Below are 24,969 nucleotides of genomic sequence, written 5' to 3' on the forward strand. Positions count from 1 at the left end.
TCCTATTTGCCTCTTCGTTTGCCCTTCGAGCTGTCGCCCACATAATCGAGCGGGAGGGCCGTTGTATATTTGATGCGTTCCATCGCGAAGGAGGAGCTGACATCGGTCAGCTTCACCCGTTTGATGAGTTCCTTATAGAACTTGTCATAAGCTGCCATGTCCGGCACCACAACCCGCATCAGATAGTCGATCTCGCCGCTCATGCGGTAAAGTTCGACAACCTCGGGAAATTCGCCAACCAGGCGGGCAAATTCATCAAGCCATTCCCAGCTATGCTCGTTGGTGCGGATCGCAACAAATACGTCCAGCGGCACGTTGACCATATTGCGGTCGACCAGTGCCACGCGCGCGGTGATATAGCCTTCCTGTTCCAGCAACTGGATACGACGCCAGCATGGCGTGGTCGACAGCCCGACACGCGATGCGATTTCAGCGGTGCTTAACGTGGTATCCTGTTGCAGCAGATCAAGGATCTTGCGGTCAATGTCGTCCATCATACCCCCAACAACTCGTTTGGCGCAGTGTTAGCCCATTTGTGGGGGAAATAAAGTCTTTCTTGCGAAAAATTCGCAACTAAGTGCTACTGATACGGAAAAAAGTCTTTTCAAGCACACGGTCAAGGCTAATCGCACCGCCGCCCATCAACGAAAGTGATAGGAAACCTGCCATCCAGGGCAAATGATCCATCCAGTAGCCGGGATAGACAAACAGCTGAATCACCAAGGTCATGACGAGAAGTCCAAAGGCGGCAAAGCGAGTGCCAAGCCCCACCAGCAACAAGGCCGGCAGGATTGTCTCACCCAGCAGTGCCAGTTGTGCGGCAAGGCCGGAATCAAGAAGCGGCAGGCGGTATTCTTCTTCGAAGAGTGTAACGGCAAGATCGGACGGCACCCAGAAACTCTCGCCCGCTTTCGTGCGGCCCGACGCATAAAAGAGCGGTGCAAGCCACAGCCGCACCGCAAGCGGGGCAAGCGCTGCAGCCCCCGGCAAGCTCGAAAGCCAAGCCACTCCTTGCCGGTATTTCATCACAAGCGTATTCACGCCGCTTCCCCTTCAAGCTCGACATGCACTTCGCCCGAACGGCCGGCAACCAGCACCTGCTGCCTGCCCACGGCCAAATCCACCGCCTCCGGCGCGATATAGCCATTCGCGGCACGCCACAGGTCAAACACCGGATAGGCGCTGGCGAGCCGCGCTTCGGCGTCACCGGCGCGGTTCTGGATATCGTGAATGAGCCATTCAAGCCGGGCGAGATCAGCCAGATAGGGCAGCGTCTGCACAGGCCCGAAGCCCCCCAGAAAGTCGCCCATGCTAGCCCCGTAATCGTGAAGAACCGCCGATTGCGGCGCATGCACCTTCACATAGGCGCGGGCGACGGCACGCCAGAATTCATCGCCCACAAAAGCGCGGCACGATGGATAGCGATCCATCAGCGTGTCGATCAGCCCAAGGCGCAGCGTGTTGGCATGGATGCGCAGGCGCGCATGCGGGTCAAGCCCGTGGCCATTGATCGCAAGACCGATCACGGCTTCCGGCTCGGCGCCCAGAATTTCGGCCTTCATGGCCTTTTGCAGGGTGGCAAGGTCAGGCATCGACCGTATATCTTTCTACCAAAATGGCGCGGGCCTTCTCGCTTTCGGCAACAAGCTCGGCGAGAGGCGGAATTTCGTTATCGCGTTCCAGAAGCGTCGGTTTCGGCCCGGCCCGCTCGATCAGGCGACGATACAAAGCCCAGACGGCTTCGCTGACGGGGCTGCCGTGATCGTCGATCAGGATCGTCACCCCTTCCACCTCGCGCGCGATGTGCCCCGCCAGATGGATTTCACCGATCCGGTCGGTATTCACCCGGTCGATATAGCCGGCAGCGCTGAGGCCAAGATTGCGAGCGCTGACCTCGATATTATTGACATCAAGCAGGAGCCCGCAGCCGGTGCGGTCGCACAAGGCTTCCAGAAACTCGACTTCAGGGATCGAGGGGCCGGTAAAATCCAGATAGACGGAAGGGTTTTCAACCAGCAGCGGCCGGCCGATCGCATCCTGCACCTGCATCACATTGCCCGCCACCACATCCAGCGTTTCATCGTTCAACGGAAGCGGCAACAGGTCGGCAAGGTAATTCCCGCCGGCGACCGACCAGGCCAGATGTTCGGACACGAAGGCGGGCGCATATGTTTCCACCAGGTGCCGGAACCGCGCCAAGTGGGCCGCGTCGATCCCTTCTGCGGAGCCGAGCGACAGCCCGACACCATGGAGCGAGATCGGGTAATGGTCCGCGATGCGGTCGAGATAGCGGCGGTGCGGGCCGCCGGCCATCATATAGTTTTCAGCGTGGATTTCGAAGAAATCGACGGCGGGACGGGTGTCCAGCACGGCATCATAATGCATCGCCTTCAGGCTGATGCCTACGGTGCCTTTCCCCTTGGATGCCATGACGCGCGCCCCGCCGCAGATCAAGCCGGTTCAGGCCTTGGGTGCTTCGGTCGAGCCACCGGCAAGACGCTCGCACATGCCTGCCGGAACGTAAATCCACTCGTCCTTGGCATGGTCTTCTTTCGCCTGGCCGGCACAGCTGTGGCTGGCGGTGCCGCAGTCGTTGGCGCCTTTGGCAACCACGCCGTAGCATTTTTCCTTGCCCTTGTTGCCTTCAGCGGCAACCGGGCCGGCAACGATCATCGAGACAGCGAAGGCTGCACCCGCGGTGGTCATGGCCAGTTTGCCAATCGAGGTCATTTTCATGGGTATCTCCCCTTGCATCAGACTTGGGCCGTACCCCCTTGGTGCGGCCTGGGCTCATATTGCGAGCGGCAGGGCGCGAAGTGAAATCATAAGACTGTCACGTGTTGGTGAGACAGTTCGCGCACTTTGTCGCGCCGTGGTAACATTTCCGGGAGGAGAGAGCATTGCCCCAGTTTGTCGATCTCAGCCACACGATCCGGGATGGGCTTGTCACCTATCGCGGCCTGCCGCCGGTGCATATCTGTCAGTTTCTGAACCGCGCCGACAGCCGCCGTCACTATGCCCCCGGCACCGAATTCCAGATCGACCAGCTGACCCTTGTCGGCAACAGCGGCACCTATATCGACAGCCCCTTCCACCGTTATGCGGACGGCGAAGACCTTGCCGCCCTGGCGCTGGCGAAAACCAGCCACTTGCCCGGCCTTGTGATCCGCATCCCCGCCTGCAAGCCGTGGCAGGCCATCGAGGCTTCGCTTTTCCGTGATCACCGGATCAAGGGCATGGCGGTGCTGTTTCACACCGGCTGGTCGCGCCATTTCGGCTCGCCCGCCTACCAGAGCGAACATCCCTTCCTGACAGAAGACGCTGCCAACGCGCTCGCCGATGCGGGGGTGGCGCTCGTCGGGATCGACAGTCACAATGTGGATGATATCCGCAGCGATGCACGACCGGTGCACAGCCGCCTCCTTGGAGACGGCATCCCGATAGTGGAACATCTGACGGGGCTGGACCGGCTGCCGGACGCTGGCTTCAGCTTCCACGCCGCGCCCATCAAGCTTGAAGGCGTCGGCACCTTCCCGGTGCGCGCCTACGCCACTTTCTGACCCCGGAAAGTCTCAATCGCCCGAGAAATCGTTCCGGTAATCCTTCAGGAAGGATTGCAGGCTCGAGACATTGGCGATCTGGCTGACGATCTGACTGATCTCGCCGCCTGAAAGGTCCTGCGGGCCGGTGAGGAGCGCGAAGGCGTTTGAAAATTCGCCTTGCTTCATATCCTCGGCAAAGCGGCGGCGCAGCACGGCAAGGCCCGTTTTATTCTCATCAAACGTCATGGCAATGGCGAGGCGCAGAAGCTGAACCCGGTCACCCGGCTCCAGCGGTTCGCCGCCCGTACCCTTGCCTTCCAGAAGCTTCAGGCCAGCATCGACCATCTTCGGCCAGTCTTTCGACTGCCAATAGATATCTGCCCTCAGGAGGTTCGAAGCGCGGTCATTGTCTTCCTCGATCAGCACTTCGGCTTCTTCATAGCGGCCAAGCTCGGTCAGGGCGCGCGCTTCAACGAGGCGTCGGTCAAGCTCGATCTCCACAGGCAGCTGCGGTTCGCGGGTAGCCCGGAGGGTGCCAAGGGCACGCTCGGGGTCGCTGTTCAGAAGATAAAGCTTGGCAAGCCGCGAGGCGATGGCCGCGCGCGGAGCACCTTCGGTGCGCACTTTCACCTGATATTCCAGAAGTTCCGCTGCCTGATCAATCAGGTCCAGCGCCACCAGACGGTCCGCGAGGCGGCGGATCATCGCGTCGCCGTCAGCGCCGAGCGGGGTCAGCTCGCGGAATTTGTAGAAAAGCCCGATGGCGGCCACCGGGTCCATCCGGTCCGCTTCGCCTTCAAGATAAAGCCGACGGAAAACCTGGCTCATCTTGGCCGACATGCGGGCCTCGCGGGCACGATCCGGGAAATAGGTGACGCCGACCCGCAGTCGCTCCAGCCCTTCTTCATAGCGGCCGGCGGCGAAATAAAGGTCTGCAAGCTCGTTCAACAGATCAAACTCAAGCCCGTTGCCGCGCCACGCATAACGTAGCTGCTCCAGCGTCTCGATCGCTTCGGTGCCGCTGAGGATGCCCTTGCGGATATCATGGGCCGCACGCACATGACGCGCCTCGGCGCCGATGCCGCGCTGGGGGGCCATGGCGAGGCTATCGTATGCAATGAGAGCGTCTTCTTCGCGGCCTTCCTGTTCATCAATTCGCGCCGAAAGAAGAACACGTTCAGAGAGCTGGCGGTCGGTCAGCGCGACGCCGCCGAGCAGTTCAAGTTCCCGCTTGGCAAGGTCCATATCCCCGGTTTTCATCGCCGCGCGGATGACCGCCAACTGGATATCGGCCTTGTCCCTGTCGTCATAGGGGCCGAGCACATCAACACCGCGCCGGTAATCGGCCAATGCACGCTCGGGCCGGTTCAGGCCTTCGTCCACAAGCACTTTCCAGAGCGACACATCCTGTTCGGCAGTCAGACTGTCGTTGCTTAGGTCTGCGTCCGCGGCTTGCAGGCGGCCCTTCTTGACGTTCGCGACACCGCGCACGGCGAGATATTCGCCGTTGCCGCTCAGCGCCGGGTCTTCATCCAGCATCATTTCAAGGATGGCCAGTGCCTCGGTCGCCCGGCCATGCGCCAGATAGAAGCGGGCCAGATCCCAGCGGGCTTCGTTGCGGTCATCGGTCGGGCGCAGCGATAGGGCATAGAGAAGACGTGTGCGGACCTCGTAATAGTCCTCCACTTCTCCTTGCCGCCACGCATTAAAATCAATGAGGCGCCGCAAGGCCTGATCGCGGGCCGCATCACCTTCGGCATAGCGCGCGTCACCGCTCATGACGGCGACACCGTCCCGGAAGCGCTCGACCCTGACTTCATCCGAATAAGGCACCACGACGATGCCTTGTGCGGTTTCACCTACCTCGGCGACCGTATAGCGGAAGGCTTCCGCCATCCCCTGCCCGCCTTCGACCAGCGGCACGATCACCAGATCGTCCCCGATCAAGGGATCGGTAACGGCAATGCGGCGGCCAGCGGCACCAGACGCGATGAAGATTTGCTGCCCTGCCGGCGTGTCGATTCGCTTGATCGGCTTCAGCGGGAAGCGGGGTGCGGTACGCAGCGGCTTGAAGGAAAGCTGCCAGCCTGCCCCGTCACGCATCACGGAAAGGCTCGGATCGCCCTCAAGGCCAAGACGCAGGATCGTTGCATCCGGATGATCGACCCGGGCGACCGAGGTGACCACACCTTGCGATCCGCGAACGAGCGCGTCGGCATCCACCGCGAACGGACGGTCCACCACCAGCCAGGCCTCAGTCGAGCGCTTGAAGAAGGCAAGGCCTACATCAGGTGCCGTGATCGGCAGTGCGAGCTGCACGCCACCTTCAGCGAGCGCCCGGAAGGCGGGTTGCAGGCGCGGGTAATCGGCGCTGCGCCCCTCGAACGCCGGGGTTTCGGTCGAAGGTGTCGGCGTCGTTGCAGGTTCTTCCCGCGGTGTTTCTGCGGGCGGTGTGGGCTGCGGGCGGCTCGGTGCATTGCGCTCGGCCGCACTTGCAGGTGCCACTGACTGGCCCGAAACCACAGAGGCCGGCGCCACGTCCATCACATCCAGCACGATTGAACTGCCACTGCGGAAGTGCCGCGGGCCGGCACCAGCCGGCATGGTTACGGTAACTGTGGTGATATCGCCGTCACGACTGATGGAAGGTGCGGCCATGCCGCGCAGCACGCCCCGGCGGATCGCGCCGAGATCCGCGTCGAAGCCGGCTTCGATCCGGATTGTCAGTGTCGAACCGTCCGTGCGAACAGAATACGGGACCTCGCGCGGCAGATCGAACACAGCGCGACTATAATCCGTGTGCTGACCAACGCGAACGGCGATGGTGCCGAAGTCGACCGCCATGACAGGCAGGCTCAGGAGCACAAGCAGGGCCCAGAGCATCTGCCGGAGCTTGCCTTGCACGCCTTCAGAAAATGTCATACGGCCCCCGTTCGCCTGCCTCGTCAATGAAGACGATATCGATCCGTTCGGCCAATTCATAGCGCGTCTGCAGGGTCAACGTCTGCCCCAATTCTTTAAATCTTGTATCGGCATAGCCGACGGCGACGACTGGACGCGTATAACCGCGCGAGGCGAGAAGCCCGGCAACCATCTGGCTGCGCGCGATGGAAAGTTCCCAGTTGGACCTGAACAGCCCGCTTTTTACCGGCTCCTGATCGGTATGGGCCGCGATCACGATGCGGTTGGCGATCTGGCTGAAGGTTGCAACCAAATCCCCTGCAGCCGTGCTTGCGTCGGGCAGCAGATCGGCTGTCTTGCCATCAAACAGGCGGTCCGCCGGCACCGAAAGCACCACCCGGTCGCCAATCCGATAGGCTTTTGAGCCCGCAAGTGCCTCGCTTGTGGTCGTTGCACGTTCCAGAATACTCAGAAGGTATCCCGGCCCTACGCCGCGCGCCCGCGACTGGCGCATGCTTTCGGGCGCATCGAACTCTTCGGTTTCCACCATGGCTCGGGTCGGATTGAACTCGCGCTGGAAAGCCGTGACCACCGTCCGCCAACTGTCGTATTGAACCGAATTCATCGAATAGATCAGCACGAAGAAGGTGAGAAGCAGCGACAGAAGGTCGGCAAAGGTCAGGAGCCAGCTAGCATCCCCGCCCCGGCGCACCGATTGTTCCTGCTGGCCTACCTCTGGCAACATCAGCGGAACTCGCCTTCGCTGGCGGAAAGGTCAACATCGGCACCACTTGCCAGCGTCGGCCGGAACACCACCAAGATACGATCATCGGCGTGGGCCGCGAAGCCGGCGCCATAGGTGCCACCTTCAAGGCCGGCATCGCGCAGGAAACGGGCGAGCGAACCCGACCGGCGGATCGCGATTTCTTGCCCACGGGTCAGTTTCGGCGTCACAGCCGCTTCGCCGTTACCGAACAGGAAAAGCACCTGCTGGCGCTCGCGGGCAGACGCCCCTTTCAGCATGGCAAGGATACGGCCGAGGAAGGCCTTGCGATCGGACCGCACCTCTGTGTCCACGCCTGAAAACAGCGCCCCCACCGGGATATCAAGCTCAAGGATGCGGCCACCTGCACCTGTGAAGCGGCCCTCGATTGCCATCTCGGCAAAAAATTCGCCTTTGATATTGGTCAGCAGATCATCAGCAGGCGCCGTTTGCTCGGCCGGATCAAGGCCCGGCGGGACGGCTGGTGAGGACGCGGCGGCAAACGTGCCGCTCACGCTATCCATCGTTTCCACCGCCTTCGCAGGCGCATGATTGGAAACGGCGTTCAACACGATGAAAAAGGCAAGCAGGATCAGATAGAGCGAAACGAACAGCCCCATTGTACCGTCAATCGGCGGTTGGCGCCGGATATGATGGTCGTCATGCAACATGGGCGGGACGAGCTCTCCTCCGTGGACCTTGGTCAGTCGAACATGGCAAGGATGGCGTCGATCTCGTCCTGGCTGTTGCCCTGCCCTTCAAGCTGGGGTCCGTGCAGCAGGTCTTTGTCGTTGACGGCAACGCCTTCATCATCCTTTTCAATTTCAGCTTCGGCCGCCGCTTCCTCGATATGCGTGTCGCCGATGGCGTCGGCGAGCTTGTTCAGGCGCTCTTCCATATGCTGCAGGATGCGCGCGACCTTGGTAACGCGCTGGCCGGTCAGATCCTGGAAGCTCGAGGCTTCGAAAAGCGTGATCGCCAGATTGCCAAGCGTGGCGCTGATATCGCCGTCAGTGTCTTCCGCCATACCCTCAAGCGTTTCGGCCACGTCCATGATCGACGTGGCGGCGGCATCGGTTGCCTCGACGATCGCATCCAGTTGTTCGGCGGCATCGGGGATCGAACGGTTCGAGAGGTTCTTTGGGCCAAGGTCCGAAAGAACATGTTTTGCGGCGCCAATGAAAAGCGTGAGTTCGCGGAGCTCCGTGGCGATCTCGTCGAGTTCGTCATCGACCACCGTGCCGCTCATCAGACTGCCGACGACACTCGAAATCTCGGCAATTGCGACATTGTCACCCCGGTCCTGGCGCAGGGCTTCCGCGCGGCTCTCAAGGCTGACTGGTTTGGCTTCTTTGGTCATTCTGAAACTCCGGGGCCGGGCCTGCCGACATACTGAAACTGCTCAATCAACACTCGAAACAAATCAATTATTGCCTTGAATATCCTCAAGATTTGGCGCCTGTGCAACATTCGCAAGTTCGGTTGTCAGGCGCGAGGCTGCGTCGGGCGACATCTTCGCCATAAGGGCCGCGACCTTCAGCGGCTTCATGCGCGTCACCAGATCCATCTGGGTCTCAAGCCCCAGCATCTCGAAACGCGGCGCCGCCTCTTTGGCCGGCATCGTTTCATAGACTTTCACGATGCTCGCGAGCTGTTCGGCTTCCTGATCCTCGAATACCTTGAGATGGCTCTTTACCTGCTCTTCCAGCACTTTCAGCTGACCGATCTTGTCGTCGATGCGCTTTTCGAAGGCGAGCAGTGTTTTTTCCTGCTCGTCCAGTTCGCGGGCGCGCTTGTCGAGCTCCAGCCGGCGCTGGCGTAGCTGGCTCAGAAGCTCCATCTCTTCGCTCGACGGCAGCCCGATGATGGCAGGCGCCCCGGTGTCGGCGACCGGTGCCGCTGCGTCAGCCGCATGTTCAGCGGTCGCGGCATCCTGACCTTCCGTCGTGGCCGTGGTTTCCTGCTCTTCTGCTTGCGCTGCCGCAAACATCAGGTCAACACCCGTGTAGATATCAACCGTTCGGCCAACGAGGGCGAGCCCAGCCACACCGATCAACAGCGGAAACAGGCGCACCCGCCGCCGTGTCACGATCTCGGCGCTTGGTGCCTGGTCGATGCTTTCATTGAAGATTGGGGTCATTGGCCTGCCTGATCCTGATTTCCTGCCTCAGCGCGCTTCCCGGAGCGCTGCGAGGATTTCCTTCTGCTGCCGCGAGCCTGCTGCCTTTTCCGGCTCTTCAGCCGGCACGGCTTGCGGGGCAGAAGCCGACTGGGTGTTGCCGCCCGTCAGGCCGCGCTCGATCCGGTCTGCCAGATTGTTGCCCGCCTCGGTGATCAGCTTCAGCTCGTCGGAAAGTGCCCGCGCCTTGCGGACTTCGCCGCCTAGCTTGCCTTCCATTTCCTGTGCGGAATGCTTCAGGTTGGCGATGCCACGCTGGGCATCGACCACTGCATTGTTCAGCCGGTCGGTCAGCGCCTTCAGCTCGGCCTGACCTTCGCGGATGGTGCCGAGCCGGGCATAAACGACCCAGCAACTGACAATCGCCAGCACAAGGAGAAGTGCCAGCACACCATCGACGATCAAACCAGCCATTTCAGGCAGCATCCCTTACTCCTCCATATTCGCCGACTGCAGGCGTTCCGCCGTCCGGCGCACCTGCACGGCCATATGCTGGCCAGCCCGCCCGATGGCGCCGCTGACCATCGCAACATCACCGCATTTTAGCACGATTTCATCGCGCGGTGTCTTGTTAAAGACCACGGTTTGCCCGACCTGGAGGTTCATGACCTCACCAAGCGACATTTCGGTTTCGTCCATGATCGCCATCAGGTCCACATTGGCGCGCCACAGTTCGGTCGCTAGGTGGGTTTCCCAGATGGTATCCCGGCCGAATTTTTCCCCCATGAAGCGCTGAAGCAGCAGTTCGCGGATGGGTTCAAGCGTCGCATAGGGGAACAGCACTTCAAGGCGACCGCCGCGGTCTTCCATGTCAACCCGCAGCTTGATCAGGACCGCGGCGTTTGGCGGCCGCGCGATAGTGGCGAAGCGCGGGTTGGTTTCCAACCGGTCGAAGGTAAAGTTCACAGGCGACAGGGGCTCGAAGGCGCCGCACATGTCTTTCAGCACCACCGAAATCATCCGCTCGACAAGCGTCTGCTCAATCGTGGTGTAAGGCCGGCCTTCAATCCGCATGGCGGCAGTGCCGCGGCGACCACCAAGCAGTACGTCCACAATCGAATAGATCAGGCTCGAATCAATCGTCATCAGACCGTAGTTGTCCCACTCCTCGGCGCGGAACACGGCAAGCATGGCCGGCAGCGGGATCGAGTTCAGATAATCCCCGAACCGCACTGACGTGATGTTATCGAGCGAGACCTCGATATTGTCCGAGGTGAAGTTACGAAGGCTTGTGGACATCATGCGAACCATCCGGTCGAAGATGATGTCCATCATCGGCAGACGCTCGTAAGAAACGAGCGCACTGTTGATCAGGGCATGGATACCGGTTGTTTCGCCGGCGTCAGCGTCGCCGTCAAAGCCGAGAAGACTGTCGATCTCATCCTGATCAAGCACGCGACCCGGCGCCGCGCCAGACATGTCCTCGTCTTCTTCCTCGGCCGCGCCATCACCGCCTGCCATGGCCTCCCATTCAGCGGCCATGGCATCCTGATCGTCGTCCCCACCGCCGCCTGCCATGGCTTCCCACTCGGCCGCCATTGCCTCGTCATCGATCGGTTCGTCTGCCATCACTTTTGCCTTTCGGGCTTGCCTGCACGGTTATGCGCGCATCCATGCAAGAATCAGCCCTGAATCAGAAACTCGCGGAACAGCACATCTTTCACACGGGTCGGCGCCACCGCCTGGTTGATGCGCATCAGAAGCTCTTCCTTCAGGCGGAACAGGCCAGCCGCCCCGTCCAGATCTTCAGGCCGCAGCTCCCGCATATAGATATTCAGCTCGTCCAGAATGCGGGGCATCTTGGCGTCCAAATCGGCAAGGAAGCTCTCACGGTCCACCTCCAGCGAGATGGTCACGGTCAGGAAGCTCGAACCCGAGCCGTCCGTTTTCAGATTATAGGTGCGGCGATCCAGATCCCGGAACAGGATTTTCGTAGGCTCGTTTTCGGCTGCTTCCGATGCGGCATGCGATGCATCACGCCCGGCAACATGTTCCTCACCCATCCGGTCAAGCTCGGCCTGTGCCTTTTCCGCGTCGGTCGGTTCAGGATGGTCTTCCCCGCCCCCAAAAAGCGACATGATGCCAAGGACTGCAAAAACCAGGAAAACCAAGCCGGCAACGCCAAGAACGATAACCTTGCCGTTGACCTTCTTCTTTTCCAGGCCCTCTGTCAGCGCCTCATCACCAATGCCTGTAGCTTCTTCCGACATGCCTGCCTGCCTTTGTCTTCGGGACGCGCGGGGGCCTTGCCTCCCCCGGGCCTGTATTCATCGGGAAGTTTATCTTTATTATTGCGCGGTTAACAAGCCGTGAAACCGGAAAAACCTGAATAAAAATTCCTGCGCATGCCGGGATTGGCGTCACAGGTCCGATCTTGCCGCCGGGCGGCAGAAAACGACGGCAAGCTTTTCCCAAGCGGCTCGCACATCCAAAGCCAAATTTTATCATCCCTTTGAAAAAAATAAGTTTTTTCGACTGGCACACTTCATGCGTATTCCACGGCGAAAGAAAGCCGCGTCAGACGGCATGAATTCGGTACATTGGAGAAGGACGATGGATTCCACTCTCTACATCAGCCTATCCCACAGGATGGCTCTCAGAAGGCGTATGGACGTCGCGGCCCACAACGTGGCCAACATGTCGACAACCGCCTTCAAGAAAGAAAGGGTTGCGTTCAGCCAGTATCTGATGGACGCCCCCGGCGCCGAGGCCGCAACACGCGGCAAGATCGCCTATGTGCTTGATCACGGCGTGATCCGCAATCTTGAAATCGGTCGCATGGTGCCGACGGAAAACCCCCTCGATATCTATATCGATGGCAAGGCGTATTTTTCTGTCCAGGCCCAGAATGGCGACACCCTTTATACCCGCAACGGTCGCATGATGGTTGATGCGGACGGCGAGCTTGCCCTGACCTCGGGCGAGAAACTCCTTGATGATGGCGGCGCGACGATTGAAATGCCCGATGGCTACACCTCGGTCGCAATAGCCCCCGATGGTTCGGTTTCCACCAACCTCGGCCCCATCGCGAAGCTGCAGATTGCTGCCTTCACCGATGAGCAGGCCCTGCAACGGCGCGGTTCCTCGCTTTACGAGACGAACGCTTTGCCGATGCCTGTGGATGATATGCCTCGCATCACCCTGATCCCGAAGGCCGTGGAAGAATCCAACGTCAACCCCATCGAATCCATGATGGAGGTGATGGAAGTCCTTCACGCCTACGAGAAGTCAGCCAAGTTCGAAAAAGATTACCAGGACATGCGCAAGGACGCGCTCGACCGGCTCGCCCGGGTCCAGTAAGCGCCGCCCTTTAGCACCGAAAGGAAGTTCCAATGAAAGCCATGAGCACCGCCGCAACCGGCATGTTGGCCCAACAGCTCAATGTCGAGGTTATCTCGAACAACATCGCCAACATGAACACGACCGGCTTCAAACGGTCCCGCGCCGAGTTCCAGGATCTCTTGTACCAGAACATCGAGCGCGTGGGCGCCAACTCCTCGGACGCCGGCACCACGGTCCCGAGCGGTATCCAGGTGGGCGTGGGTGTTCGTGCCTCGGGCATCTACCGCATCACCGAGCAAGGCGCGCTGTCGATCACCGGCAACCAGTATGACTTTGCGATCAACGGCCGCGGCTATTTCCGCATCCAGATGCCAGACGGCACCGATGCCTATACCCGCGCCGGATCGTTCCAGATCGACCAGACCGGCCAGCTGGTGACGCCCTCGGGCTATATCGTGCAGCCGAACATCACGGTGCCCGAGGACAATATCGACATCACGGTGAACGAACAGGGCGAGGTGCAGGCCAAACTGCAGGGCCAGACGAACCCGCAGGTTCTGGGCCAGCTCGAGCTCGTGATCTTCCCGAACGAGGTCGGCCTTGAAGCCATCGGCAACAACCTGCTCGTTGAAACGCAAGCCTCGGGCGCCCCTGCCATCTCGACCCCCGGCCAGCCAGGCTATGGCACCGTGCTCCAGGGCTATCTCGAGAATTCGAACGTGAACCCGGTCAGCGAAATCACCGGCATGATCACGGCTCAGCGCGGCTACGAGATGAACTCGAAAGTCATCCAGGCCGCTGACGAGATGATGAGCGCCACCAACAACCTGCGCTGATAGGAGGCTAGAATGACCACCTGGCACAACCCGACCCACCGTCCGCTTCGCATGGCTCTTGCCGCCAGCCTTCTGGCTGCGCTCTCGGCACCGGCCATGGCTGCCACGCTCGACACCCTTGTCGCCAGCGAGATCGAGACGCGTTTCGGCGGTGACGTGGAGGTCCGCATCTTCGGCAAGGGCAGCGATATCGTTGTTGCCGATGCGCTGGCGGGTGGCGTGACGTTCGAGGCACTGGATGTGACCGCGCGTCGCGATCGCTTCACCGCCATCGCGCTTGTCCCCAAGGCAGGCGGCGGCAAGGAACGGTATGACCTGCGCGGCTCGCTTGAAGACATGCGTGCCATGCCGGTGCTGACCCGTGCCGTGATGCCGGGCGAAACGATCCGTGAAAGCGATATCGGCTGGGCCTCGTTCCCGATGCGGACACTGCGCAGCAATGTGATCGACGATGTCGATCGGCTCGTGGGCCGCACGGTTCGTCGCCCGCTGCAGCCCGGCCAGCTTCTGAACGCGGTCGACGTGAAAACCCCGCTTGCAGTGCGCAAGGGGGCGACCATTGCGATGAAACTGACAAGCGGTGCCATGCGGCTCGTGGCCGGGGGGCGTGCGCTTGAAAACGGCGGGGTTGGCGACACTATCCGGGTGATGAACCTGGCCTCTCGCCAGACGGTCGACGCGGTCGTCGTCAGCGATGACACGGTCGAGGTCGTGACCCTGCAATCCCACATTCTGGCATCCCGTTGAGTTTGGAGTGAACCGGCGAACGGCCGGGCAAGGAGAGTGACATGAAAAGCTATCCTCTGAAGAAATCTGCCTCCCTGCTGATGGCGCTGGCGCTTGGTGCATGCGGCGCGATGGACCGCATGTCCGAAATCGGGAAGGAACCGGCAATGACGCCGATTTCCAATGTGGCCGCACCCGCCCAGCAGCGCTCGATCAGCCTGCCGATGCCGAGCCAGGAACCGCAGGTCTATCAGGCGAATTCGCTGTGGCGCACCGGTGCCCGTGCCTTCTTCAAGGACCAGCGCGCCGCACAGGTTGGCGACATCCTGACGGTGGAGATCAATATCGAGGATCAGGCAAAGATCGGCAACTCGACCGCCCGCAGCCGCACAACCGCTGAAGGTGCTGGCTTGCCCAACATGTTCGGCCTTGAAACCCTTATCGGGCGTGGCATCGGCCAAGTCAGCGGCACAGCGGGTGCAGCGACCGACACTTCCAACCTTGTGACCGCAGATTCGTCGTCGTCCTACGCCGGCACCGGGACTGTGGACCGCAGCGAAAGCATTTCGCTGACTGTCGCCGCCATCGTCACCGAAGTGCTGCCGAACGGCAACCTGGTGATCCAGGGCCGTCAGGAAGTCCGCGTCAATTTCGAGAAACGCGAGCTCCTGCTCGCCGGTATCGTACGCCCGGAAGATATTTCGAGCGGCAATACCATCCAACACACCCAGATCGCCGAGGCACGTATTTCCTACGGCGGCAAGGGCCAGATCACCGATGTCCAGCAGCCCCGCTACGGGACGCAGCTCTATGACATCATCTTCCCGTTCTAATGACTGAAAGGAGGTTCTGACACCCAGGAACGCATTGTACTTCTTACCGAATTAAAGCCAAACTTATCTGCAGATTTGCAGTGGCCGGGCGCCTCCGTGGCGACCGGCCCTTTTTTCTTGTGCGCGCCTTAAGCAGAAGTTGCATTGCCTCGCTTGCCGCAAAAGGCCCGTCCGCATAGGCTGCCCCACAATCAAAACATAAGGGGAATAATGAAATGAAAGCCGAAACGGCCTTCAAGCCCTATGGTCCAGACGATAACGATGCCTGCCTTGCCTTGTTCGATGCCAATTGCCCTGCTTTCTTTGCCCCGAACGAACGGGCCGACTATGCCGCCTTTCTAAGCGAGGCCCCTGAAGGGTATCTGGTTTGCCTTCATCAGGGCCGTATCGTTGGCGCTTTTGGCGCCATGCCGCACCGGGACGCCGATGCACGCTCGCTGAACTGGATCCTGATCGACCCCACGATGCAGCGGCTCGGTATCGGGAAAGCGATGATGGCGGAGGCCGCACGCCAGGCCCTCGTAGCCGGGGCGAGCCTGATCCATATCGCCGCCAGCCAGTATTCCGCGCCCTATTTCGCCCGCTTCGGGGCCGAGGAAGCCGGCTTCATCAAAGATGGCTGGGGGCCGGACATGCACTGCATCACCATGGTGTGGCGCCTCGAAGAGCCAGAGGCGTGACCATGGCAAGGCTGACTTTTCGCCCCCTGTCGCCGGTCGGGCGGCTGGGCTGGTTGCGTGCCTCGCTTGGTGCGCTGCTTGGCATCCTGATAACGGGATTTGTGACCCGCTGGCTTGAAGGTGACAATAGTGTCCTTCCGTGGCTGATTGCCCCGATGGGCGCGTCTTCCGTGCTTCTGTTTGCCGTACCGGCAAGCCCGATGGCGCGGCCATGGCCGGTTATAGGCGGCAACACGATATCGGCGCTCGTTGCCCTCGCCTGCCTGCCGCTCTCCGATGACCCTGCAATTGTTGCCGCCATCGCCATCGCCGCCGCGATCGGCGCGATGAGTGCCCTTCGCTGCCTTCATCCGCCGGGCGGTGCCGTCGCCGCGATGGTTGTGCTTGGCGGACCGGCCGTGGCCACCCTCGGCTGGTCGTTCGCCTTCATGCCTGTATTTGTCAACACCGCGATCCTTGTTGCGGCCGCATGGGCCTTCAACAACCTGACCGGACACCGTTACCCGCACGCTGCCGCCCCTGCGGAGCCGACGCCGGGCTATGACCTGACGGAAGAGGACATCGAGGAAATCCTCAGGAATTACGATGAGGTGCTGGATGTTGGCCGTGATGACCTCGTCCGCCTCATCCGGATCATTGAGGCGCAAGCGCAAAAGCCCGACCGCTTCGAGGGCGGCAGTGGCATCTGAGGCAAAAACAAAGGGGACCCGCAAGGTCCCCTTCTTCATTTCGTCGGCATCCGTACCGCTTATTCGTCGCGGTGGACTTTCTCGGCGCGTTCGTGCGCTTCCTGTGCCTCGATCGTCATGGTGGCGATGGGACGCGCATCCAGACGGCGCAGGCTGATGGGATCGCCCGTCACTTCGCAATAACCATATTCGCCAGCCTCGATCCGGCGCAGGGCAGAATCGATTTTCGACACCAGCTTGCGCTGGCGGTCACGGGTCCGAAGCTCCACCGACCAATCGGTTTCGGAGGAAGCACGGTCCGCAATATCGGGCTCGCGCAGATTGTCCTGCTGCAGGTTCTGAAGAGTCTCTGCGGATTCGCGGAGAATATCGGCCTTCCAGGCGAGGAGTTTGCGGCGGAAATATTCCAGCTGCTGCGGGTTCATGAACTCTTCATCCGGGGACGGAACATAGCCTTCCGGAAGTTTGATCGCTGTCATTGTCTCGGTCATAGTCGCTCCCACTACAATGCACTCCCTGACGGGCAGGAGGCCGCGACCGGCCGCTGTCCGCCGTACAAGGAGCCTCCTTTTGTCCCCCGGAGGCTCGCGGGTTATATAATGATTTCAGGCAGGGCGAGCAAGACGTAATAAAATTGCAATGCTGGCGCTTCGTTTTGCGGCGCACAAACAACTGATAAGCGACTGTAATGTCTGGATTTCAGAAGCCGAGCTTGGCGAGCTCGACTTCAGCGCGCAGCTCGATGTCACCAAGAATTTCGGCGAGCTTCGGATCAGCGATCCGCCCACGCTGATTCCGTGCAAGGTCTGCAAGGATGCGGAGATTGCCTTCCGGAATGGCCCCAAGAAGCAGGCCGCGCCGCACCTCCTCAAGCATTTCGAGCATCTCGTCGGCGCGTTTCAGCCCTTTTGAGCGGCCCACCGTTGCGTCCGGCACTTCCTGTACGCTCAGAAGCACGTCAAGGGACGCGATGGGGGATGCCCCCCGTGTCGGGGCGGCGCCTGAAGTATGGCTTGTTTCATCAAGCTCGGACGTAAAAGACGATCCGTCCGCACTGCGACGGCGCGACGTTTTCTGGATCGACTTGGATTGGATCTGGCCTGGGCCAAAAATCTTCATGAGACCGAACCTGCCTTGATACGATGGCACGGGGATGCGTAACCGATACGCTGGTGAGCCTCCCCATGCGAGGCATTATGCCATATCCCCCCATGGCGTACATAGGTTTCTCTGCCGTTTCAACCCCTCGGCCCAAGAATATGGCAACAGGCGCCTGTCTGGCATGCTTCTCGCATCATATGCTGCCAAGAAGCCTCAGCCCGGCAAGAAGCGCCGGGTGGCGCCCTGTTTGAAGGAAGTCCGAAATGACCCGTTCGATCACCCGTCTGCCGATTATCCTTGCTGCCCTGTGCAGCCTTGCGCTGCCTGCCCTGCCGGTGGCTGCGGCTTCGCGCATCAAGGATATTGCGGCGGTCGAGGGCATCCGCGAAAACCAGCTGATCGGTTACGGCCTTGTGGTTGGCCTCAATGGCACGGGCGATACGGTCCGGAACTCTCCTTTCACCCAGCAAAGTATCGCCGCGATGCTGGAGCGCATGGGCATCAACGCCAAGGGCGTGACCATGAAGCCGGAAAATGTTGCCGCCGTGATGGTCACGGCGAACCTTCCGGCCTTTGCCCGCCAGGGCACGCGTATTGATGTCACCGTTTCCTCGATGGGCGATGCGAGCGACCTGAATGGTGGCACCCTGCTTGTCACCCCGCTTCTCGGCGCCGACGGTGAAGTTTATGCCGTCGCACAGGGCGCCATGGCGGTGGGTGGTTTCTCGGCCGGCGGCGACGCAGCCACCATCGTGCAGGGCGTGCCGACCTCGGGTCGTGTGTCAAACGGCGCGATTGTCGAGCGCGAAACCACGTTCCAGCTGTCGGACCTGAACAAGCTGCATCTGGCGCTGCATAACCCCGATCTGACCACCGCCCGCCGCATGGCCGCAGCCATCAATACCCATATGGGCGAGCGGCTGGCCGAAGCCACCGATCCTTCAACCGTGCTTCTGAACCGCCCGGTTGGCTACAAGCTGCCGCTGGTTGAACTGCTGGCCGAAATCGAGCAGCTTTCGGTAACCCCGGATCAGCGCGCCAAGGTCGTGATCGACGAACGCACCGGCACCATCGTGCTCGGCTCCGAGGTTCGCATCAATTCGGTCGCGATTGCGCAAGGCAACCTTACGATCCGTATTTCCGAAACGCCTGTGGTTTCGCAGCCCAACGCCTTTGGCGAAGGCGAGACGACTGTGGTGCCGCGCACGCAGGTTGACGTGACGGAAACCGGGCCGAAGCAACTTGGCATCCTTCAGGAATCGGTCAGCCTGCAACAGCTGGTGGATGGCCTGAATGCCCTGGGCGTTGGCCCGCGCGACATGATCTCGATCCTGCAGGCGATCAAGGCCGCAGGCGCTATGCAAGCCGAAATTCAGGTGATGTAATCATGGATAGCGGTCTCCTCACCCTGCCCCAAACCGACATCGGATCGTTCGAGCGTTCCAAGGCACGCCTCGAAGCTGCCAAGCGCGCTGCAACGGTGGAGCCGGGCTCCACGCTGACCGATGCCCAGAAGAAGGCCGCCCGCAAGGCTGCCGAAGATTTCGAAGCGGTTTTCATCACCCAGATGCTGAACCCGATTTTCGAAGGCCTTTCCACGGACAGCATGTTCGGCGGTGGCCAGTCGGAAGAGGTTTATCGCTCGCTGATGCTTGATGAAGTCGGCAAGTCGGTCGCCCATCGCGGCGGCTTCGGCATTGCCGACAATGTCTATACCCAACTCTTGAAACTGCAGGAGGCCTGATCCATGCCGCGCGACACGCTTGAAACCGCCCCCGAGGCGCCGATCGTTACCGGCCACGCCGCCAAGCTTGTGGACCTGACCCGCCAGCTGGGTGACCTGTTCCGCCGCGAAACGGAATTCCTGCACCAGCACCGCCCCGAAATCGCGCAGAGCCTGCACGGCGAAAAGTCCCGCCTGATTTCAGAATATCGCGACACGCTCGGCAAGCTGCAAACCAACCAGCATCTGCTCGGTGCGCCTGACTCGCCGCAGCGGCAATATATCCGCGCGATCACCGATGGTTTCCGCGAAACACTGAAGGAGCATGCCCGGATCGTGCTGCGCCTGAAGGCCGTCACTGAAGGCATCGTCCGTTCGGTTGGTGAAGAGATTGCCCGTCAGAACCGGCCGGTCGCAGCGTACGGCCGTAATGCCGCCGCACGCCCCACATCTATCGCCCGCCCGACGTCAATCGCCATCAACCAGACGATCTGACCCCGTGCGGCCGGCGGCTCCCTTGCCTCCGTCTCCGGTTTCCTGGCCGCATACCGAAACCGAAAAACCCGGTGGCGCGATCCGCGCCGCCAGTCCAGCCCGGTTCCAGCCCATGCTTGAAGAGATTCTGAGTGCCCGTGAAAATGATGCCCGTCAGGGCTCATTCTTTCCTGTGCACCACGGAGTCGGCATTCAATCTGGCTCTGCCACCAGCATCCCGATGACGCAGCAGAATCCGCTGCTCCTTGTCCCTTACCCCTATCTCACGCTGCGCACCTGGCCAATCGTGCCGACCTCGTCCTACGCGTGCAGCGATAACGCCCCCAAACGCCCTGCAAAGAGGCGCAAACGGGACCACAGAAACAAGCCTTGACAGGGAAAGCGGGCAACAATCGCCCACCCTCGCCCCCGAAGTGCTTCCCATCGCAGCAGAATCTGCCCGTTTCCACCCCTGCCACATGGCATCTTTTACCCCTACAACTCGGTGCAACGGGCACACCAAAATCAATAAATAATCTATATATTTCATTATATTATCAATTTTATAAAAACTGGCACACCTCTTGCTGATCACTAGGCAAGCCGAGAAGTCGGCGGGTTCGAAACGTCTAGTGGAGGAGAGGTTAAATGGCCTTCTCAATTAACGTAAACGCCAGTGCGCTGAGTGCACTTCGTAACTTGGACAATACCAACCGGTCGCTGAATACGACCCAGACCCACATCAACACGGGCCTGAAAATTTCGTCCGCAAAAGATAACGCCGCGGTCTTCTCGATCGCGCAAAAGTTGCGCGGCGACTTGCGCGGCCTGAACGCCGTGAAGCAGTCGCTCGACCGCGGCATCTCGACCGTCGACGTGGCCCTTGCCGCCGCGAACGCCATCTCCGACCTGCTCCTTGAAATGAAGGAAAAGGCCGTGGCCGCCGCCGACCAGGGCCTCGATTCAACAAGCCGTCAGGCCCTGACGCAAGACTTCCGTGCCCTGCGCGACCAGATCAGCACGATTGTCGACAACGCCTCGTTCAACGGCACCAACATCATCGATGGCGGCACCGACCAGATTGTGGCGATCACCAATGCTGACGCAACACAGACGCTGAGCGTGGCACACGAAAACCTGACGCTGGGTTCGAGCGCGATCCCGATCGATGCCACGCAGGAAATCAGCACCCTTTCCGACGCAGCACTTGCTGTGACCGAAGTAGGTCAGGCAATCAACAACCTGAACTCCGTTCTGACCCGTCTCGGCTCGGGCGCCAAGGCACTTGAACAAAACCGCATCTTCGCCGGCACGCTTTCAGACGTGATCGAGGTGGGTATCGGCAATCTTGTCGACGCGGATATGGCGAAGGAAAGTGCGAACTTGCAGGCCTTGCAGGTCAAGCAGCAGCTGGGTATTCAGGCGCTTTCGATCGCCAACCAGTCGCCGCAGCAGATCCTGTCGCTGTTCCAGGGTTAAGCCGAACTGGCCCACGGGCCACGGCACATACGTTTCGCCCGCCGCGCCTCCGGTCAGAAGATCGGGGGCGCTCGCTTTTACGGGGCATCTTCAACGGGAAAAGTCAGCCGAGCAGGCGAACAAGTGCCTCAACCACGCGCTCCGGCCCATCCTCGGGCAATGCAGGGAAGATCGGCAGGCTCAGCGCCCGGCGATAGTAAGCCGCAGCACCCGGCAAATCCTGCTCGCCATAGCGAGCCCTGTAATAGGGTTGCCAGTGTACCGGGATATAATGGACCTGCGTTCCGATCCCTTCTGCCACCAGTGCCCGCATCAGCCGGGCACGCGTGGTGCCTAGGGCCTCATAATCGATGAGGACAGGATATAGGTGCCAGGCAGATTGGCCCGGCATCCGCGGGATCGGCCGCAACAGATTGTCATGCGGCTTCAGGAGCGCGTCATAGCGGTCAGCGATGGCGCGACGGGCGGCGATAAACCGGTCAAGCTTGCCGAGCTGCGAAAGCCCCAGCGCACACTGAAAATCGGTAGCGCGGTAATTGTAGCCAAGTTCCTGCATTTCATAGAACCACGGGTTGGCTTCGCCGCCTTCATCGAGTGCGAGATCAGCAGCCAGCCAGCCGCCCTCGCCCCGGCGCATGTCATGCCCGCGCAGCCGGCGCAGGCGCGCGGCAACGCTCGCATCGTTCGTCGTGACCACGCCCCCCTCGCCCATCGCGATGGTTTTCACCGGGTGCAGCGAGAAACAGGCAAGATCTTCCCACTGGCCGTCACCGGGCGTGCCGCGTTCAGCATACTCGGCCCCAATGGCATGGGCACAATCTGTGATGATGGCGGCACCTGCTTGCCTTGCAATCGCAGCGATCTCCTCCATATCGGCAATCTGGCCATTGAGATGGACAGGCAGCACAGCCTTCACCGGGCCATTCGCCCCAGCGAAGGCCGTGCGCAAGCTTGCAGGCGTCAGAAGGCCGGTATCGGGATCAACATCGGCAAACACCACTTCGGCGCCACACATGCGCACGGCGTTGGCCGTGGAAAGGAACGTGACGCTCGGCACAATCGCCCGGTCACCCTCCCTGAGGCCCGCTGCGATGCAGGCAAGGTGCAAGGCTGTTGTGCCGTTCGAACAGGCAACAGCCTCTTTCGCACCGACGCGCGCCGCAAACGCACGCTCAAACTCGGCGACCTTGGGGCCACCGGTAAGCATGGACCCACGCAGAACCTCTGCCACTGCCGCGATATCGTCTTCATCGATGGAGTGGCGGCCATAAGGGAGAAAGTCTGCAGGCATGTTGGCCTCAGGCTGACTGGGCGGGGATTTGCGCGAGTATTTCCCGCAGTTCCTCGACACTCATCCAGCGGTCGTTCTTGTCGCTCGCATATTCAAAATCGGGCGCGACCAGCGGCTGGCCTTCGGATGCCAGGGATTTGCGGTCCCAGAAATTCCATTCCGGTTCGATCACATAGCGATCTTCAAGGTCGACCGTCGTGCGGGCATTATGCTCGGTGATCATCAGCTCATGCAGCTTTTCGCCCGGCCGGATGCCAACCAGCTTCTTTTTGCAGCCGGGCGCCAGTGCCTCGGCAAGGTCCGTGATCCGCATCGAAGGGATTTTCGGCACAAAAATTTCGCCGCCGCGCATGATGGGCAGGCAGGAAAGCGTGAAGGCGACGGCCTGCTCCAGCGTGATCCAGAAACGGGTCATATGAATATCGGTGATCGGCAGCTCCGTCGCCCCGTCCGCCAGCAGCTTGCGGAAGAAGGGAATGACGCTGCCGCGCGAACCCAGCACATTGCCATAACGCACCACGGCAAAACGGGTACCGGTGCCGGCAGCAAGGGCGTTTGCCGCCACGAAGATCTTGTCCGACGCCAGCTTGGAGGCGCCATAAAGGTTGATCGGGTTCACCGCCTTGTCAGTCGACAGCGCGATCACCTGCTTCACGTTCGAGCGGATCGCCGCCTGCACGACATTCTCGGCACCGATCACGTTGGTTCGGATACATTCGAAGGGGTTATATTCAGCAAGCGGCACCTGCTTTTGCGCGGCCGCGTGGATCACGATATCCACCCCGCGGAACGCCATGATCAGCCGGTCCACATCGCGCACATCGCCAACGAAGAAACGAACCTTCGCCTGATCGCGCTTCGACAGGCTGTTCTGCAGCTCGAAATGGGCATTCTCGCCCCGCGCCAGCACAATCACCCGCCGCGGATTATGTGCGGTAAGCAAATGCCGAAGCATAGCCTTACCGAACGAACCTGTGCCGCCCGTGATCAGGATCGACTTGCCGTTTACCTGACTGTTCAGGAGGCCTTCCATATCCACTGCCATGCTATCAGTCCCCTCCAGCTACTTATGAACAAGGCTCGCGGCGCTTAGACCGGACGCGCCGTGACGAGCAAATGCCACCCTAGCTGCCGCTCGAGCGCCCGGAACATTTCGTCAGGCATGCTCTCGAACCACGGCTGCCTTACATACTCATACTGCTTATAGGGTTCTATTTGGTATGGAAAAATATGGTCTTGCCTGCAGTCAACGATTTCAAACCCCGTCAGCAAGTCGCGTACTTCCTGCTCGGTGTAGGTAAAAGCTACCGGGCAACCGAACTGCGCTTCTGGCTGGTCCAGCCCTTCTTCGATCATCGCGGCTTTCCAGCTGTTGCGGGCATAGAGCATGATACGCAGCTCTCCGTCAGGCTTGATGAGCTTGCGAATTTCGCCAATGGCGCGCTCTGGCGAAGGCGTATGGTGCAGCACCCCGAACGAGTAGATGAGATCGAAGGTCTCTCCGCCGAGTAGCTCGCTCAACTGCTCCGCATTACCCTCAAGCAGGCGACCATCCAGACCAAAGAGCTCAAAGCGCTTCCGCGTAATGTCCAGACTTTCGGATGACAACTCGACCGCCGTATAGTCTGCACCATTGCGGACGAAGTTGACGGCATCGGTGCCGATTCCGCAGCCGATTTCCAGAACCCTTTTTCCCTTCCAGTCGGGAAAGCCTGCAAAGCCCGGGATATGAGGTTCAACGAAATATTTCCGCGTCTCGACCTGGTCAAAATACTCTTTCGTACCAACCTCGGCGGGCGAATGCCTGATGTTGCACGGGCGCCTGTTCCAATAGTCCCTTACAGCATCGATTGATTGCGACATGGAAGTCTCCACACTTTTCCGAAAAACATATTGTTCATTTACACTTAAATGAAAACGTCAACTCGTCCTATGGGCATGCGGATAGAATTCTGCCTGCGCCCTTCGACCTGTAAATCTCGACAATAGTTCCAATTTCTGCTGCGATTCCAATTCAACCGGCAGCACCAGAAAATCACCAGAACGATCGGAAAAATAGGAAATGACATCGTTGCAATGTGCATCATATGATTCCGAGAACGCCTTCTCATCAAAGTACGAAAACCCGCCGTACATCTTTCTGAAGACTTCATCTTGCGGGGTGTCTTTATATTTCTCGATCATCTTTTCCCTGAAGAACATATTCCCACAGCTCTGCAACCACGTGCTCTTGTCCCTGGTCGTCAAAATGAATTTACTTCCTGGATAATGCTTGTCCAAATTTCTATAGTTTATAGATACTGGAATATCGTTCGCGAAATCGACATCATCCAATATTGAAAAATCCCGTCGCAACATAGCCGCAGCATCAGGATAATGCTGAACACGGAATCCAAAATTCTGCATTGATAAACTCAATGATTTGGTGCCGGTTCGGCTGCAGCCAATCCCAAATATCTTATTCATAGAC

Annotated in this window: 30 protein-coding genes; 11 read left to right on the plus strand and 19 right to left on the minus strand. The window is 60.1% G+C overall.

From position 1 onward, the window contains the following. Positions 1 to 2: 2 nt before the first annotated feature. The 5 genes from PH603_RS10765 to PH603_RS10785 all read right to left on the minus strand — a co-directional run bounded on the left by PH603_RS10765 (position 3) and on the right by PH603_RS10785 (position 2,736). Positions 3 to 494: an Lrp/AsnC family transcriptional regulator gene (locus PH603_RS10765; RefSeq protein ID WP_353507406.1), complete on the minus strand. Its 492-nt coding sequence runs from the start codon at positions 492 to 494 to the stop codon at positions 3 to 5. Positions 495 to 573: 79 nt separating this feature from the next. Further along, the gene (locus tag PH603_RS10770; protein WP_289502534.1) at positions 574 to 1,041 is read right to left on the minus strand and encodes a DoxX family protein; all 468 of its coding nucleotides are present in this window, start codon (positions 1,039 to 1,041) and stop codon (positions 574 to 576) included. After that, a complete protein-coding gene (locus tag PH603_RS10775) occupies positions 1,038 to 1,592 on the minus strand; it encodes an HvfC/BufC N-terminal domain-containing protein (RefSeq protein WP_289502535.1) in 555 nt (184 codons plus the stop codon). Before PH603_RS10775 ends, PH603_RS10770 begins: the two co-directional genes overlap by 4 nt. After that, the gene (gene bufB / locus PH603_RS10780) at positions 1,585 to 2,430 is read right to left on the minus strand and encodes an MNIO family bufferin maturase (RefSeq protein WP_289502536.1); all 846 of its coding nucleotides are present in this window, start codon (positions 2,428 to 2,430) and stop codon (positions 1,585 to 1,587) included. Before bufB ends, PH603_RS10775 begins: the two co-directional genes overlap by 8 nt. 30 nt (positions 2,431 to 2,460) lie before the next feature. After that, complete coding sequence (locus PH603_RS10785) at positions 2,461 to 2,736, minus strand: BufA1 family periplasmic bufferin-type metallophore (RefSeq protein WP_289502537.1); 276 nt, start codon at positions 2,734 to 2,736, stop codon at positions 2,461 to 2,463. Positions 2,737 to 2,900: 164 nt separating this feature from the next. Between PH603_RS10785 and PH603_RS10790 the strand changes: the two genes are divergently transcribed. After that, positions 2,901 to 3,560, plus strand: a complete 660-nt coding sequence (locus PH603_RS10790; protein WP_289502538.1) for a cyclase family protein — start codon at positions 2,901 to 2,903, stop codon at positions 3,558 to 3,560. 12 nt (positions 3,561 to 3,572) lie between these two features. Here PH603_RS10790 and PH603_RS10795 read toward each other — a convergent pair whose 3' ends face one another. The 8 genes from PH603_RS10795 to PH603_RS10830 all read right to left on the minus strand — a co-directional run bounded on the left by PH603_RS10795 (position 3,573) and on the right by PH603_RS10830 (position 11,595). Further along, positions 3,573 to 6,464, minus strand: a complete 2,892-nt coding sequence (locus PH603_RS10795; protein WP_289502539.1) for a tetratricopeptide repeat protein — start codon at positions 6,462 to 6,464, stop codon at positions 3,573 to 3,575. Further along, entirely contained in the window at positions 6,451 to 7,188 is a 738-nt protein-coding gene (locus PH603_RS10800; protein ID WP_289502540.1) for an OmpA/MotB family protein, read from the minus strand. The genes PH603_RS10795 and PH603_RS10800 overlap by 14 nt, the downstream gene beginning before the upstream one ends. Continuing rightward, the gene (locus PH603_RS10805; protein ID WP_289502541.1) at positions 7,188 to 7,877 is read right to left on the minus strand and encodes a hypothetical protein; all 690 of its coding nucleotides are present in this window, start codon (positions 7,875 to 7,877) and stop codon (positions 7,188 to 7,190) included. The genes PH603_RS10800 and PH603_RS10805 overlap by 1 nt, the downstream gene beginning before the upstream one ends. A 32-nt stretch (positions 7,878 to 7,909) precedes the next feature. After that, entirely contained in the window at positions 7,910 to 8,566 is a 657-nt protein-coding gene (locus PH603_RS10810; RefSeq protein WP_289502542.1) for a protein phosphatase CheZ, read from the minus strand. A gap of 63 nt (positions 8,567 to 8,629) precedes the next feature. Further along, positions 8,630 to 9,346: a MotE family protein gene (locus tag PH603_RS10815; protein ID WP_289502543.1), complete on the minus strand. Its 717-nt coding sequence runs from the start codon at positions 9,344 to 9,346 to the stop codon at positions 8,630 to 8,632. A gap of 27 nt (positions 9,347 to 9,373) precedes the next feature. Beyond that, positions 9,374 to 9,799, minus strand: coding sequence for a DUF6468 domain-containing protein (locus PH603_RS10820; protein WP_289502544.1), 426 nt, complete (start codon positions 9,797 to 9,799; stop codon positions 9,374 to 9,376). Positions 9,800 to 9,814: 15 nt separating this feature from the next. Then, positions 9,815 to 10,954: a flagellar motor switch protein FliM gene (fliM, locus tag PH603_RS10825; protein WP_289502545.1), complete on the minus strand. Its 1,140-nt coding sequence runs from the start codon at positions 10,952 to 10,954 to the stop codon at positions 9,815 to 9,817. Between the two features lie 53 nt (positions 10,955 to 11,007). Further along, positions 11,008 to 11,595 (minus strand): flagellar basal body-associated FliL family protein, encoded by a 588-nt coding sequence (locus PH603_RS10830; protein ID WP_289502546.1) that lies wholly within the window; start codon positions 11,593 to 11,595, stop codon positions 11,008 to 11,010. Positions 11,596 to 11,938: 343 nt separating this feature from the next. Between PH603_RS10830 and PH603_RS10835 the strand changes: the two genes are divergently transcribed. The 6 genes from PH603_RS10835 to PH603_RS10860 all read left to right on the plus strand — a co-directional run bounded on the left by PH603_RS10835 (position 11,939) and on the right by PH603_RS10860 (position 16,431). Beyond that, positions 11,939 to 12,685, plus strand: a complete 747-nt coding sequence (locus PH603_RS10835; protein WP_289502547.1) for a flagellar hook-basal body complex protein — start codon at positions 11,939 to 11,941, stop codon at positions 12,683 to 12,685. A 32-nt stretch (positions 12,686 to 12,717) separates the two neighbouring features. After that, the gene (gene flgG, locus PH603_RS10840) at positions 12,718 to 13,503 is read left to right on the plus strand and encodes a flagellar basal-body rod protein FlgG (protein ID WP_289502548.1); all 786 of its coding nucleotides are present in this window, start codon (positions 12,718 to 12,720) and stop codon (positions 13,501 to 13,503) included. Positions 13,504 to 13,515: 12 nt separating this feature from the next. Beyond that, on the plus strand, positions 13,516 to 14,250 hold the full coding sequence (gene flgA, locus PH603_RS10845; RefSeq protein ID WP_289502549.1) for a flagellar basal body P-ring formation chaperone FlgA: 735 nt from the start codon (positions 13,516 to 13,518) through the stop codon (positions 14,248 to 14,250). A gap of 41 nt (positions 14,251 to 14,291) precedes the next feature. Continuing rightward, positions 14,292 to 15,062 (plus strand): flagellar basal body L-ring protein FlgH, encoded by a 771-nt coding sequence (flgH, locus tag PH603_RS10850; RefSeq protein WP_289502550.1) that lies wholly within the window; start codon positions 14,292 to 14,294, stop codon positions 15,060 to 15,062. Between the two features lie 215 nt (positions 15,063 to 15,277). Further along, positions 15,278 to 15,742: a GNAT family N-acetyltransferase gene (locus tag PH603_RS10855; protein WP_289502551.1), complete on the plus strand. Its 465-nt coding sequence runs from the start codon at positions 15,278 to 15,280 to the stop codon at positions 15,740 to 15,742. Between the two features lie 2 nt (positions 15,743 to 15,744). Continuing rightward, positions 15,745 to 16,431 carry an HPP family protein gene (locus tag PH603_RS10860; RefSeq protein WP_289502552.1) on the plus strand — a complete coding sequence of 229 codons (687 nt, stop codon included), beginning with the start codon at positions 15,745 to 15,747 and terminating at the stop codon, positions 16,429 to 16,431. A 59-nt stretch (positions 16,432 to 16,490) separates the two neighbouring features. Here the strand turns inward: PH603_RS10860 and dksA are convergent, their stop codons facing one another. Both dksA and PH603_RS10870 read right to left on the minus strand, forming a co-directional pair. After that, the gene (gene dksA / locus PH603_RS10865; RefSeq protein WP_289502553.1) at positions 16,491 to 16,922 is read right to left on the minus strand and encodes an RNA polymerase-binding protein DksA; all 432 of its coding nucleotides are present in this window, start codon (positions 16,920 to 16,922) and stop codon (positions 16,491 to 16,493) included. Between the two features lie 208 nt (positions 16,923 to 17,130). Further along, a complete protein-coding gene (locus tag PH603_RS10870) occupies positions 17,131 to 17,550 on the minus strand; it encodes a flagellar assembly protein FliX (protein WP_289502554.1) in 420 nt (139 codons plus the stop codon). A 245-nt stretch (positions 17,551 to 17,795) separates the two neighbouring features. On the opposite strand from PH603_RS10870, the gene PH603_RS10875 reads away from it, so the two are divergent. From PH603_RS10875 to PH603_RS10890, 4 genes are all read left to right on the plus strand, one after another. Continuing rightward, the gene (locus tag PH603_RS10875) at positions 17,796 to 18,917 is read left to right on the plus strand and encodes a flagellar basal body P-ring protein FlgI (RefSeq protein WP_289502555.1); all 1,122 of its coding nucleotides are present in this window, start codon (positions 17,796 to 17,798) and stop codon (positions 18,915 to 18,917) included. A gap of 2 nt (positions 18,918 to 18,919) precedes the next feature. After that, a complete protein-coding gene (locus PH603_RS10880; RefSeq protein ID WP_289502556.1) occupies positions 18,920 to 19,276 on the plus strand; it encodes a rod-binding protein in 357 nt (118 codons plus the stop codon). 3 nt (positions 19,277 to 19,279) lie between these two features. Next, on the plus strand, positions 19,280 to 19,750 hold the full coding sequence (locus PH603_RS10885; protein WP_289502557.1) for a hypothetical protein: 471 nt from the start codon (positions 19,280 to 19,282) through the stop codon (positions 19,748 to 19,750). A gap of 627 nt (positions 19,751 to 20,377) precedes the next feature. Then, on the plus strand, positions 20,378 to 21,208 hold the full coding sequence (locus tag PH603_RS10890; RefSeq protein ID WP_289502558.1) for a flagellin: 831 nt from the start codon (positions 20,378 to 20,380) through the stop codon (positions 21,206 to 21,208). Between the two features lie 103 nt (positions 21,209 to 21,311). Here PH603_RS10890 and pseC read toward each other — a convergent pair whose 3' ends face one another. Genes pseC through PH603_RS10910 form a run of 4 tightly spaced genes read right to left on the minus strand, consistent with a single transcriptional unit; the run spans position 21,312 to position 24,965 of the window. Beyond that, positions 21,312 to 22,499 (minus strand): UDP-4-amino-4,6-dideoxy-N-acetyl-beta-L-altrosamine transaminase, encoded by a 1,188-nt coding sequence (pseC, locus tag PH603_RS10895; RefSeq protein ID WP_289502559.1) that lies wholly within the window; start codon positions 22,497 to 22,499, stop codon positions 21,312 to 21,314. Positions 22,500 to 22,506: 7 nt separating this feature from the next. Beyond that, the gene (pseB, locus tag PH603_RS10900) at positions 22,507 to 23,544 is read right to left on the minus strand and encodes a UDP-N-acetylglucosamine 4,6-dehydratase (inverting) (protein WP_289502560.1); all 1,038 of its coding nucleotides are present in this window, start codon (positions 23,542 to 23,544) and stop codon (positions 22,507 to 22,509) included. 44 nt (positions 23,545 to 23,588) lie between these two features. Then, positions 23,589 to 24,362, minus strand: a complete 774-nt coding sequence (locus tag PH603_RS10905; protein ID WP_289502561.1) for a class I SAM-dependent methyltransferase — start codon at positions 24,360 to 24,362, stop codon at positions 23,589 to 23,591. A gap of 57 nt (positions 24,363 to 24,419) precedes the next feature. Further along, on the minus strand, positions 24,420 to 24,965 hold the full coding sequence (locus PH603_RS10910; RefSeq protein WP_289502562.1) for a sulfotransferase: 546 nt from the start codon (positions 24,963 to 24,965) through the stop codon (positions 24,420 to 24,422). Positions 24,966 to 24,969 lie beyond the last annotated feature (4 nt).

Source organism: Gimibacter soli, from assembly GCF_028463845.1.
In the GTDB taxonomy this organism is placed as follows: domain Bacteria; phylum Pseudomonadota; class Alphaproteobacteria; order Sphingomonadales; family Kordiimonadaceae; genus Gimibacter; species Gimibacter soli.